At 45.6% G+C, this 13221-nt stretch carries 11 protein-coding genes; 5 read left to right on the forward strand and 6 right to left on the reverse strand.

The window, feature by feature from the left end; all coding sequences use genetic code 11:
* Positions 1-168 precede the first annotated feature (168 nt).
* Positions 169-909: a glycosyltransferase family 32 protein gene (locus ABIE50_RS21320; RefSeq protein ID WP_209859879.1), complete on the forward strand. Its 741-nt coding sequence runs from the start codon at positions 169-171 to the stop codon at positions 907-909.
* A 23-nt stretch (positions 910-932) separates the two neighbouring features.
* Positions 933-2063: an alpha-mannosyltransferase gene (locus ABIE50_RS21325; RefSeq protein ID WP_209859877.1), complete on the forward strand. Its 1131-nt coding sequence runs from the start codon at positions 933-935 to the stop codon at positions 2061-2063.
* Positions 2064-2188: 125 nt separating this feature from the next.
* On the opposite strand, the gene ABIE50_RS21330 is transcribed toward ABIE50_RS21325, so the two are convergent.
* Positions 2189-2899, reverse strand: a complete 711-nt coding sequence (locus ABIE50_RS21330; RefSeq protein ID WP_209859875.1) for a thioesterase II family protein — start codon at positions 2897-2899, stop codon at positions 2189-2191.
* Positions 2900-3144: 245 nt separating this feature from the next.
* Here ABIE50_RS21330 and ABIE50_RS21335 point away from each other — a divergent pair, with 245 nt between their 5' ends.
* Positions 3145-3570 (forward strand): VOC family protein, encoded by a 426-nt coding sequence (locus ABIE50_RS21335; RefSeq protein ID WP_354028110.1) that lies wholly within the window; start codon positions 3145-3147, stop codon positions 3568-3570.
* A 66-nt stretch (positions 3571-3636) separates the two neighbouring features.
* Here ABIE50_RS21335 and ABIE50_RS21340 read toward each other — a convergent pair whose 3' ends face one another.
* Positions 3637-4101: a hypothetical protein gene (locus ABIE50_RS21340; protein ID WP_209859870.1), complete on the reverse strand. Its 465-nt coding sequence runs from the start codon at positions 4099-4101 to the stop codon at positions 3637-3639.
* A 297-nt stretch (positions 4102-4398) separates the two neighbouring features.
* On the opposite strand from ABIE50_RS21340, the gene ABIE50_RS21345 reads away from it, so the two are divergent.
* A complete protein-coding gene (locus ABIE50_RS21345; RefSeq protein WP_209859868.1) occupies positions 4399-5190 on the forward strand; it encodes a DUF7003 family protein in 792 nt (263 codons plus the stop codon).
* A gap of 187 nt (positions 5191-5377) precedes the next feature.
* Positions 5378-5902 carry a hypothetical protein gene (locus ABIE50_RS21350; RefSeq protein WP_209859866.1) on the forward strand — a complete coding sequence of 175 codons (525 nt, stop codon included), beginning with the start codon at positions 5378-5380 and terminating at the stop codon, positions 5900-5902.
* 81 nt (positions 5903-5983) lie between these two features.
* Here the strand turns inward: ABIE50_RS21350 and ABIE50_RS21355 are convergent, their stop codons facing one another.
* The 4 genes from ABIE50_RS21355 to ABIE50_RS21370 are packed head-to-tail and all read right to left on the reverse strand — an operon-like array spanning position 5984 to position 13196.
* Positions 5984-7492, reverse strand: a complete 1509-nt coding sequence (locus ABIE50_RS21355) for a PKD-like family lipoprotein (protein ID WP_209859864.1) — start codon at positions 7490-7492, stop codon at positions 5984-5986.
* A gap of 16 nt (positions 7493-7508) precedes the next feature.
* Entirely contained in the window at positions 7509-8297 is a 789-nt protein-coding gene (locus tag ABIE50_RS21360; protein WP_209859860.1) for a DUF4843 domain-containing protein, read from the reverse strand.
* A 23-nt stretch (positions 8298-8320) separates the two neighbouring features.
* Positions 8321-9757, reverse strand: a complete 1437-nt coding sequence (locus ABIE50_RS21365; protein WP_209859858.1) for a RagB/SusD family nutrient uptake outer membrane protein — start codon at positions 9755-9757, stop codon at positions 8321-8323.
* Between the two features lie 34 nt (positions 9758-9791).
* Positions 9792-13196: a SusC/RagA family TonB-linked outer membrane protein gene (locus ABIE50_RS21370; protein ID WP_209859856.1), complete on the reverse strand. Its 3405-nt coding sequence runs from the start codon at positions 13194-13196 to the stop codon at positions 9792-9794.
* Between the last annotated feature and the right edge of the window lie 25 nt (positions 13197-13221).

Raw genomic sequence — 13221 nt, forward strand, 5'->3', positions numbered from 1 at the left:
ACCAACTATGTTCAGTACTGAACATATCATGTCCGCTGACAAAATTGCAAACTGTGTGCACAAAGAAAAAAATTTCTTGTCTGTTATTAAAAAAATGTATTTTAGAATGCGACAAATTAGTTTAGCCCAAACCGCACAATTTCTGTTTACCGGTAATCCCCGACTCAAATGAAAATACCCAAGATCATCCATCAGACCTGGAAAAATAACGATATACCAGACATCTTTCAAACCCTGGCTAATACCTGGAAAGATCATCACCCGGACTGGGAATACAGACTATGGACAGATGAAGACAATGCGCAGTTCATAGCAGACAATTATCCCGGGTTTAAACAAACGTACGATACTTATACCGCCAATATACAAAGAGTGGATGCTGTACGGTATCTTATTCTCCAAACATATGGCGGCATATTCGTAGATATGGACTTTGTTTGCAGCAGGAACATGGACGATCTGTTAAAAGATACGACCTGCGTTTTCGGTAAAGAGCCGGAAGAACATTGCGAATTACATGGTAAAGATTTTATCATCAGCAACGCCTTTATGGCTACCATACCGCAACATGATTTTTTCTCCTTACTGCGTTCTGAATTACAACAGTCAGAGATAAATATGGACCATGTCAATAATAATATACTGGAAAGCACCGGCCCTTTTATGGTCTCCAGAGTCTATAATGAGTGTTCCAATAAGCAGGAAGTAACCATTCTCGATTCTCAATACCTGTTCCCACTTACTAAGGACGAAATCAGTCAGTTGCTGCACACGGAGGAATATAGCGAAGCAATTCAGGAAAAACTGAAAAACGCATATGCTGTTCATTATTATATAGGTACCTGGTGGGATCAGAATGCCGGGACCTTCATCAATAAAATTAAGAGCAACTTTCAAATCGCGCAGTAAGATTTCAAATACAACCTACCAATATGCCAAGTATTTTCAGAAGCAACGGGATAAGGGATACCGACTATAACACTGACGAAGACACTATAAAAAAATTGCGGGACAACTGGCAGGCGCACATTCCGGAAATAAAACCCTATCACGGAAATTTCAAAGACCGTGGTATTGTTATTTGCGCGGGTGGCCTCCGATATTTTACCTGTAGCTGGATAACCGTAAAAATGCTTCGCCGTCTTGGCTGCAACCTTCCGATAGAAATATGGTATATGGGTAATGAACTTTCGGATGAAATTATCCAGGCATTCAGTACACTGGGGGTTAGCTGCAGGAATTTCATGGAAGGCGGCCCCGTATCACTTTCAGGATTCATGTTAAAGCCACTGTCCATTATACAAAGCAGTTTCCGGGAAGTGCTATTCCTGGATGCCGATAATATGTGCGTTAAAAATCCGGATACCCTGTTTTCCATGCCTCAGTATCTTGAACATGGCGCGGTATTTTGGCCCGACTATTGGCGCACGGCCCCAACGAATCCAATCTGGGAAATAATTGACTCCAACAAATTTGACATACAGGAACAGGAAAGCGGACAAATATTGATCGATAAAGAAAAATGCTGGGAAGCATTAAATCTTGCTATGTATTTCAATACACAAAGTGATCATTATTATCAGATGCTGTACGGTGACAAAGATACCTTCAAATTTGCATGGATCGCATTGAACAAGCCGTTTCATATGATACAACAACAGGTGGGTACCTGCGGGTATATCGCAGCAGATAAACGTTTCTATGGTACCACTATGGTTCAACATGCACCGGATAATACCTTTTTGTTTCTGCATCGTAACCTCATCAAATGGGATGTGACCCTTCCGGGAGAGAAAACCTGGCACATCATCAAACGCTTTTATCCAAACGCGGCCAATAAGGAATATCAAATCGACTATTCTAACAATAGCCACTTTTTTGTTGATCTTAAAGGTGATGTGGAAATACTCGATTTCAGGGAAATGCTCGGAGATTATGAGCAGACCTGTCTTGACGATCTTCACTCGTTGCGCAAAACGGATATGTTTAACCGATTTGTTACCTATTCACATTTTGCCACCTACCGGTATATCCGATCAGAACATTTTACGCTCTCTCATTAAAAAGAAGGCAGAAGAACAAGATGAACGCGGCCTCTCCTATCGGGATGATTGCTATATTCGCGCACAAAAAACGTCCGGTCATTGGATAAGGATGGATTCATCGTTTCATTTTTCCAGTGAGTGCATTATTGGGGCCTGCCATTCCGGATCAGCCGATTAATCTGATGAACAAGGTCTGCTACATGATCATTAATATAAAAATGACCGCCTTTGAAGTAAACAAAATGACAATGACCGCTGGTAACGTCTTTCCAGCCATCGCGCTGTTCAGTGGAAAGATCATCGTCTTCCCCGATAAATACATGTATGTCCTGTTTGAGCGGTGCATGTGCCGCTAATGTATCCGCTGCATTTTCTGCCAATCTGAAATCATTCTTCAACATGGGCATAAAAACTTCCACCAGTTCAGGTATATCAAAAAACTCCGGAGAGGTACCTCCGAGACGGATGACTTCTTCCCTGAACCTATCCGGCGCCATTTCGCTATATTTTAGTTTGTCGTGCCGCACAACATGTGGAGCTCCCCGGCCGGAAAAAAATACGCAGGCCGGAGCTTGTACCTGCTCCTTTCTTATTTTTTTAAGGAGATAGTAGGTAATCATTGCTCCCATACTGTGTCCGAATATAGCATAGGGCTTGCCATTGGCCTGTTTCAAAATATAACCATACACATCATTTACCGCGTCCTCTACCGTATCATACAATGTTTCACCAATCCTTCTGCCTCTGCCTGCGAGTTCCACCGGCATCAGCTCTATTGAACGATCAAGGAGACGTTCCCATCTCTGGTATATAACTGCAGATCCTCCTGCATACGGAATACAAAACAATTTCATATGCCTGTAAATGTTTTATAGTTATTATCAAAAGGGATTCTGCCAATAGTTGTTTCAGGAATCTGCCACGAGACAGGCTTACCCGTCGTATAGGTCAAAATTCTTTCGGCCATCACTCCCCGGCGGTGAATTGTCTTTCAATTTAATAAAAAAAAAGAAGCGGTAAGTAAAATTACCTGACATTCTCTATCTTCGGAAAGTATTACCTGAATGCAATGACTATGACAAAAAGTAAAGTACTCAGAATGGACAATGTTGGCATCGTTGTGGAATCTCTCGATAATGCCATCACTTTTTTCACGGAGTTGGGTCTGACGCTCGAAGGGAGAGCAAAAGTGGAGGGTGAATGGGCTGGACGCATTACCGGGTTGGGTGATCAAAGCGTAGAAATTGCTATGATGGTTACTCCGGATGGTCACAGCCGGCTCGAGATCTCGCAGTTTTTAGCTCCCGCTACTATCTCCGACCACCGTAATGCTCCTGTGAACGCGCTCGGCTATCTTCGTGTTATGTTCGCTGTTGATAATCTTGATGAGCTGTTACCCCGGCTGAGCAAGCATGGAGCCCAGCTTGTCGGCGAAATTGTTCAGTATGAAAACCTGTATCGCCTCTGTTATATCCGCGGAACCGAAGGGATTATTATCGGGCTGGCAGAACAACTCAATAATTAAGTAAATGGACGGTAGTTTTTTTCTTCTGGTGTTGCTGCTGAAAATGGATATTTTTTTGTCAAAGTATTATACACTTCCAATAATCTTCTTCCAGTGTGGCAACTGTGCCGGTGCTTTAGCAGCTACTTCTTTCAAAAACTGTTCGGCCACTTTCTGATAACTTTTCTTCAGATCAGAAAGCGGAAAGGTTTTGTTGCGCCATTTTTTGCTGCCACCACTACCTGAGATAGCCGAATCAACAATCGAAAAGGCTACCTCGTTAGGTTTGATCAACACAAATTGGAATGCCGGCTGTCCCTGTTCCCCTTCATCGTAGGTGTATTCAGTATCTTTTCCTGATTCGAAGTTACGGACTATAGTCCCCAACACATTAAACCAGGCATTCAAACACACATCTTCCTCTCCAAAATAGCCCATGGCAGGTACTACCTTTTCATCGATTACGATCTGTAAGCGGCCGTGTACATGCGAAAAATGATCTGTGTTGGGAACAGGCTTACAGATGCCTAATTCCATTCTTAATTGTCCCATAACGGTAAAAATAAATGTTTATCCCGATTCCCAAAATAATAAAAGCGATTCCGGGACGCGGGAAAGCAGGTGTAGATGCGGAACTCCAACTCTCTCCTCCACAATACAAAAAAGATTTGCACAGTTTAAGCTAATGAGTATGTTCATCTGGCCTTTAGTCCCAACAAACATCTTATCGGGATCTTTCAGCTGCTTTTAAGGTTGTATGAGGACCGCTTGATTCATCTGCAAACAATTAGTATATTGCCTGAATCAGCAACCTATATAAGATATCTATTACCTGATTAAGAATAAAACATGTACACCGAATCAATTATTCTGTCACATTTTGACCCCAATTTAAGCATCGAAGAAGATGAATACTACCCCGTTGGGAATAAGAACGATACCAGTTACCGTTTCTGGCTTGACCTTGAGCATGGCTACTGCGAAACAGCTGGCAATAGAATTCACCTGTATGCGGATGAGGAGCGATGGGCCGTGGTTGCAGAGAAAAGCGGCTATCAGAACCGGGGGCTAAGGGCAGAAATTGAACTATACTATTTTGGCAACTGCATTGATTATCCTATCACCTCTTATCCGGAGGGAAGATATATCTCGAATATAAATTACATTATATTAATCACAGGAGACGAATGGGATCGAATTTGTAATAAAGAAGGCGAGGATATGGAACAATTTGAAATGATCAACCCCAATGCACAATATGTCAAAATCAGGGATGTCAATGTGCCTATTGAGCAGGATACGTCAAAGTACAGGAGTCTGGGGATTCATTCAAGAAAAGAAGATAACCCAAGGGATTTGATCAGCTTTGAAGATCTCATCCGATATTACAGTGACACAGCACCTACTCTGCTCGCGGCAACTGAAACAGAAATCCGGCAGCATATACCTGGGGATTTACGAAAATTAATGACCATTGATCATTTCCATTTTAGCAGTGTTTATGCCGATGATCATAACCCCAGTCAGGAGGAGCTATATCAGCTCATTGCAAAAATTCTTGTCACTAAAGATATTACATTGTGGAAGCCATCTCTACCTGCGAATAACCACTGGTCAAATTGGGAGTCGGGAAACCTTTAACTTTAACACTGCAAAATCATGACCGTTCTTTACATCTTCTTTCCTGATCCGGCAGTAAAGCCGCCTGTCGTTTCCCTACAGATGTCAAAACTCGCCGTTACTGTTCACCTGCAATAGCGGCTGCCGCCGGACATATCTGGAACCAGGGAAGATTTACCTGGTACACAAACAAAATTAATAAAAATATATGCCCAACCTGATAAACATCTTTGTTCCAGTCGAAACCCTACTCAGAGATATACATACGCTCATACGGGACAACGGTATGCGCCTGTACATGGAAACAATAAAAGAGGAAACCAGCACCATTGTCGAAATTGAAAAGATTGAAAACCCGGAGAAAGAAATAAATGAACATTATCATGCCTTCTATCTCACGTCCGAAACTTTCGTGGAAAACGTGCATGAAAGTTTCTTCGACGATAATTTTTGTGTTCATGCCATAGAGGTACTGGGCGGCAGATCGGATGCAGGAAATATTGAAAATTTAAGTCTCAGGATCATCTCCAAAACACCGGACAAGACCGTAAAATCCTTTATGGATAAGCTCAGCAAGCATCTGAAGAATAATGAGGAATACGGTATGGGTGTAGAGCCGGTTACAAGCGCATTCCACAAAAAGGTTTTCTACCATAAAAACGCCATTAAAGGCAAAACGCTTTGGTCCGATTTTAAGCGAAAAGTTGTTCCAACGAGGGTTTCGGGTTTTTAGAATATTATCCAACTGTTGGAGCAAATCGGAACTATTACAAATGTCATGAATCCGCCTTTCCCGGCTTCTTTACCACACAGGCTACGACGGCTCTTTGTAACACATGGATACCACTTTTCCAAAACCACTGTACTGATCTTTTAACACCAGAGGTTTATTGGCCGCCGGAACATCATAGATACCGATCACCCCGGAAGTACCGATGTTGGCTTCTTCATAGGTGCCGATGATCAGCTTCCGCGTAAGTTCCCTGATACGCGCCGCTGAATTTGAAAAAGTGATCGACAGCGGGAATCTTGGCGCCCGCAGGTAACTGATATTTTTGGCGCCCAGGTCTGCCACCAGCGGGTTGGTATTATTCACCGGGTCAAATTCATATACCTTACCACCTGAGCTGTAAAAAAGATAGCCAAATTCCCCGCTCACGGCAAACAAGCTGGCCTGCGCAATATCTGTTCCTTTTAATTCTCCGAAATAACGCTGCTGACCTTTGGCATTGAAAATAGCCAGGTAACGGGTGGTTGCCGCATTATCCTGCAACACGGCATAAAATTCACCTCCGTTGTAGGGAGTAAAAAGTAACGACACCAGTTTTTTATGGACCTGGAAATTAAACAGGGAGCCATTTCCAAGAGGCACCGGCGTAGGCCTTACATGATCCAGTCCGGAAATGGTAAAGAATGCCTGCTGGTTATCATCAAAAACAACCATGTCGGTATTTTGTGCTCCGAGGAAATCCTCGCTGGAAGCCATCTGTGGAGAGGCCTTCAGCGGTGTGTCATCTGCTGCGGAACGGCTTACCGGTCCCGCAGCGTCGCCTATATAATCCGGTCCTGAATAATAAATGGCGCCATTTACATTGAAAAGGCCGGCATAATAACTATATAGCGCCGTAAAGGAAGCCGGGCGAAAATTGGCCGCAACAGGAAAAGCTTCCGATAACTGGTGTTCCACCTTGAGCAGTGAGGCGTCCAGTTGCACCGCATCCTGGTCGGTCACTACAATGGCCGACTCAAAAGCGAAGTTCAGGTAGGTAAGAGCGTAATCCACGCTCACCGGCTTACCCTTCAGCTCATAGGGCGCTCCCATTTTTGTCATTATATCCGGAATGGCGGAATAAGTGCCCGCCGGGTTATAGCTCAGCATATCCAGCCGGGAATGATTATTTCCCACATCGCACAGCACATACCATCCTTCTTTGGTAGGCGTAAGGATAGATACTTTGAACGGTTGCTGGGTGAACAAACCTGTTTGCTTATCGGTAATACGGAAGTACCAGTTGAACTCCCCGATGGTACTGGCCACAAACTTCAGGTCGGGCATAACTATTTTCTCAAACCCGCCTGACCGGTAATAGGCCCAGCTGAATTCATAGCGGTTCGTATCTCTTACATTTCCCTCCCCGCCCTGTAATTCCGCCCGGATACGCAAAGTGTCTCCCACATTGACGTAGTAGATGCTGTCGATACCGGTAACGCCCACTTTATGGATATCTTTCAGATCCTTCAGCTCCAGTTTACGGGAGCAGGCAATAGCGGAAAAAAGTGTTAGTATAACAATTGTCGTATTGATTATTTTTCCTGGCAACATGATTGCTGGTTTTATATTATGATTTAGGTCCCATCTGCATAGGGCTGCCATCCGCTTCCCGGATAATATGCCCGGCGGCGGCTTCTTTCTGCAGGTATTTTTTGAAGGCTGCCGCATCAGATCTTATTTTCTGCGGTTTATATACAATACCATTATTGAGGATCGTATTCAGTGGTAAAGAAAAATAGCTGATCATAAGACGAAGCTTCTCCGGGCTATAGGCGCCGAGGTAATCCAGGTTGGCGTCCCAGTAGTAAGGCTTGGGAGCATCATAGATAATATTGATCTTAAACCGGTAAGGCATCCAGAAATCTTTGTTGTCGTTACCTCCCCTTGCATTCTCCAGTGGAAGCGCAAAATGATCATTGGCCTGTAGACGTAATAGCAGGGTAAAAGAAGAACTTCGCAACTGCCTGTTTTTAAACAGCAGGTAAATGGTATCAGAATAACCATTGGCGGGGATCTGCTGCCGGGTGGTCAGTATATAATCTCTCCCTGCCACTGCCGTGGAAGAATCCGTGTCTGTTACCAGCACATATGGCCTGTCCGAATTCTGAATACGTCCCAGGGTTTTTACAGTGAGCTTTAACAGGGAGTCGGCCGGGTTGTATCCGAGGTAAATGCTGGCGCTATCCCTCACATCATACTGAGACGCAATACTATATTGGTAATAGGGATTGTAAAAATAAATACTGCTCTCTCCCTCATACTCCGGCAGGCGGTCTTTTTTGCAGGCGCACAGCAGGAAGATCAACCCTGCCAGCCAGATCCGCGGAGAAGTATATAAAATGATATGTTTCAACATACATAAATGTTTTAGTAAGGAAGTTACCTGTTCAGGACTTCTGATGGCGGTAATGGAATAATATAACGTTGTGGTGTAAACGTAGTTGTGGTGGCCGTGCCGGCAGTAGTAGGAACCAGGGCGATGTTTTTTCTCTTGTAGAAGAAAAACAGTTGCCCTTCTCCCCAAAACTCCCTCCGGTACTCTTTGGCAATAGCGTCTGGCAGATCAGCCGGGTTAGTTACAGCAATAAGTCCGCGCTGGGTCCTTACCGCATTCAGGTAGTTAAGTCCTTCTGTGGGATCGGTACTGGTTTCTGCTGCTATATAGTACATCTCGGATATCCGGATGAGTGGTTGCATATAGAAGGAGACGGCCAAGCTGTCGACCGGGTGCATGTATTTGATAAAGGTCTTTGTTTTCTGCCTGGTGGCAGGGTCCAGCCGCCACCAGCCCCTGTACCGGAAATCATTGATGTTATTGTCGTAAAAAGTAAGCAGCCCTTTTTCGTCTGGTTTTAAAATTGCATTGTCAGTTAGTACCGGCGCGAACAATGACAGGTAATAGGCGTACAATTTACTGTTTAAAAGAGCAAAGATATTTTCAGAAGAGAACACCAGGTCCTGCCCCGGACCACCCACCAGCGAAGCTTCCGCCGGGCTCCAGGGGAAAATCTTCTGGGCCCGTGTAATAACCTCTGTAGCCATTTGAAATGCAGTGGCTTTGTTACCGGTGTACAATGCTACCCTGGCCTGCAATGCTCTCACTGCAAAATAGTTCAGGCGCAGGTTCCGGCGTTGCATAAAGTTATCTGCCATCACTGTGCTGGTCACATTGGTAACACCGTTAGTGATCACCGGGTCATTTTTCAGTAGCAGGGCGGCGCTGTCAAGGTCCTGCCATATCCTTTGCAATACTTCCCGGGCCGGCACTATGGCCTGTACGCGTTGCTTTTCATCTGTATTGTAAGGAATGGCTTTGCTGGTGGAGTCTATGGCATACACAGGTCCGAAAAGACGAACCAGGTCGAAGTGAAGGAACGCACGGATAGCGTATGATTCACCCAGGATGATCTGCCTGTCGGCTTCAGATAATCCATTGTTCCTGTCCCTCTTCACATGCCCCTGCAATATGTTGTTCTGCAGTATCAGGTTGTACGATTTCAACCAGATAGGATCGGTAAGCGCGGTTACAGTAGTATTGTTATAACTGCCCGCTACCAGCTCGTTGTAGCTTCTCGGGTAGGTGCTGTAGTATTGCGCCAGCAGGTCGGTAACTGTCATGGTAAGCCCGTTCCCATAGCTGTCGGCATCCCCCATCTGGGTATAGATGCCGTTCAGAACGCCATAGATGGCATTCCTGTCTGAAAATACGGCGTCTTCCAGGAGGCGGTCGTTTGGCTGTATTTCCAGCATTTTGCGGCAGCTGTACAGCGCGCCCACACTGGTAATGATCATCAAAAATATAAGGAGCCTTTTCATCAAACTATAATTTTATGCGAAGTCGCGGATTTTATCAGAAAGTAGTATTCAGACTAAATGAAACAGAACGTGTGTACGGATAATCAAGACCTCTCTCCAGTACGATGTTCGAAAGCCGGAAGATATCGTTCATATAGGCGTTCAGGCGGAGCGACCGGAGCCCAAGGCTGCGCATAAAGGACTTCCTGGCATCGAATAACTGGTAGCCAAAGGAGATGGATTCACCGGAAATAAAATTCTCTTTCTGTACGAATCTCGACGACATAGGCGTACCATCTGCGCTGATATTGATAGCCCGGAAAGGACTGATATCCCCAGGCCTCTTCCAACGGTCATACAAAGCCCTTTTGTCCTGGTTGTTTTCCAGGTCACCAGACGAAATATTCTCCACTTTATTGAACAATGCGGTGTTAAAAAGTGTGGCGCCCAGGCTGTACCGGAAATTCAACCCTACGTTGAATCCTTTCAGCCGCAGGCTGGTACCGATAATTCCCTGTACGGCAGGTTGCGAAGAGCCCAATGGTACAATATCCAGGGGATCGTATTTGAACGTATAGCCGCCGTTCCTTGTCAGGAAGATCTCCTGGCCTGTTGTCGGGTCAATTCCTTTTGATTTCACCGCCCATACTTCATCCGGGCTATACCCGTCGTGATAACGGATCAGGTTTGATTCACTGAGGAATTTTTCATTCTGGTAATCGAGCCGGTTACCGATGTTGGCGTATTTACTTTTAAGAATGCTCCCTGTTAACATCAGGTTCCAGATGATGTCTTTTTTTTCATTGGAGATGGGGGCATAATTCAAAATAGCTTCTGCTCCCCTGGTGCTTAATGAACCGATGTTAACCGGCAGCTGTGCAACCCCGGAAGAACCGGGCAGGGCTGCGGAGATGATTAACGGGTCTGTTATTTTTTCATAAACATTCAGCGTGGCGCTGAACCGCTTGTTGAACATAGCAAGATCAATACCGGCACTTGTTTGCAAGGTTTTTTGCCAGTCAAGATCCGGGTTCCCCAGGGCTGTGAGTTTATAACTCAGTCCATAAAAATTTGTTCCCTGCATATAGTTGTATACAGAAGTGGAAGCAAAGCTGCCCAGGTTCTGGTTTCCGCTGGTACCGATGTTGATCCGCAGGCGCAGCAGGTCAATTTTTTTAAGGGGCAACATAAACTGTTCCCTGTTAAGGTTCCAGCCGATACCGGCGGAAGTAAAAGGAGTGAACAGTTTGTTGGAACCGAAGGAGGTGCTGCCATCCAGGCGATAGGTAAAATCGGCAAAATACCTGTTATCAAAGGCGTAGTTAACGCTCACCAGGTTGCTGAACCGTGCATACCGGTATTCCTGGTAAGGCGGCTGACTGTTGGGCGGATATGAAAAAGCGAAGGCCAGGTTAAATTTTTTTACATCCGGAAACCCGACGGCGGCAACGCCTTCACTGCGGGAGCTATTATATTGTGCTTCTGAGCGGAGATTAGCGGTAATACTATGTTTCCCAGCCAATACTTTATTGAAGGTAAGCATTACATTGCCCTGGTAACTCATAGCGGTTACTTCCTGCTTGTTGTAGGTGCCCCGTTGCAGGACGTCGATATTGTCGAACCGGGTATCGGCAGGCGAAATGAAGGCACTGTTGGCAGTGGATTCTCTCGATACCTGCAGGCCGGAAGAAAAACGGAGCGAAGGGATGATGTCGTAGATCAGGGCCAGGTTATCCTGGATGGCAAAGCTGCTGCCTCCGCTGTGCGAGTTAAGCAATGCGTTATAAATGGGATTGTTCACAATATCCCATCGCACATCCTGCCAGTATTCATTTGCCAGGTACCTGTTCCTGTTGAGTTGCCCGTTTTCATCAAAGTAACTGAAGTAGGGATTGATGTTCACGTATTGTTTAAAAGAACCGTAGGGCGATTCCGTACTGGCGTACCCGTTGATGTACAATTGGTTGGTGATGTTCAGCTTCTTATAGCGGTAGCTCAGGTCGATATTGGCGCCATAGGTTTTTCGCCCTGATCCTTTCAATACCCCTGGCTGATCCTTATAGCTAAACCCCACGCCGAATGCCAGCTTTTCATCACCGCCGTCGATATACAGGTTATGCCCGTGGGTGAAGGCATTCTGTAAAGGCACATTCAGCCAGGAGTAGTCATTGCCGGCGGCAATGGCTTCCCTGCGCTTGTTGTAAATGGCATCGAGGTCGTATTGGGCAAAGGGATTTAAATTAGGTTCAGTGGAGAAGAAGCCGCTCAGGCGTTGAAACTCCAGGTTCTCTGCTGCGTTCATCATATTATAGCTGCTCAGGTCCGGAAATTCGAAGCGGCTGTCGAGCGTATAAGAAATACTGATGACACCGTTTACCGGTCTTTTTGTTTCCACTACCACTACCCCATTGGCGGCTTTGGAGCCATACAGGGCGGTAGATGCCGCGTCTTTCAGAACAGTAACGCTGGCTACCCTGTTAATATCCAGGTCCACAATTTTCTGTAGCGTGGTTTCCATACCGTTCAGGATAAACAGCGGTTGATTGGGATCGTTTTTAAATGCATCATTCACATTAGCAGTGCTGATGCCGCTCTTACCGCGTATTTCCAGTTGAGGCAGGCGGTTAGGATCAGATCCGAACTGGCTGTTCTCTACCTGGATAAAAGATGGGTCCAGTGTTTTCAGGCTTTGTATAATGTTCCCATTGCTGACGGCTTTCAGTTGATTGCCGGTAAAGGTGCTGGTAGCGCCGGTAAAAGTGGTTTTGTTCCTTGACACGATACCTGCATTCACCGTTACGCCGCCCAGTTCCCCGATATCTGTTTCCAGCACCACAGTGATGGCGCCGCGGCCCTGCACTTCCACAGAAGCGGGTTTGAAGCCGATACAACTGATCAGTAACCGGGCGCCCGCGGGAACGTTTGTTAGCTGGAAATTACCCGCAGCATCCGTTTTGGTAGCCTGTTTGGTGTCTTTCACCTGCACGGTGGCATTGATGATGGGAACCCGGTGGCTATCGGTCACCTGCCCGTTGAGATCATGATCGCCCTCCCCCGGAATATTCCCGCTTTGGGAAGGAGGAACTTCTTTTACCATGAGTGCAATGGTTTTGTTAGCAATGCGGAAGGTAAGCGGCTGATCGGCCAGTATAGCCGTCAGGAAGTCTCTCAGCGGCATATTCTTCGCTGTTATGGAAACCGGTTTGCTCCTGTTAAGCATGCCCTGTTTATAGAACGTAACGTAACCGGTTTGCTGGGCTACGGCGTCCAACACATTTTTAAGGGGCATTGATTTCACCGTTAAAGTAACGGATTGTGCATAGCTGGAGAAAGTGATCATCAGCAGCAGGCAGCTGATAAGGAATACCGGTATTTTCCTCCCTGGTAACAATTTATCAGGGGGGCTGCTAATCAGTGCCTTCCCTGTTCCGGGTGATTGACAATAAAATCCTGTTTGCATCTAATGCATTATTTGATGATATAAT

Source organism: Chitinophaga sp. OAE865 (genome assembly GCF_040546735.1).
In the GTDB taxonomy this organism is placed as follows: Bacteria; Bacteroidota; Bacteroidia; order Chitinophagales; family Chitinophagaceae; genus Chitinophaga; species Chitinophaga polysaccharea_A.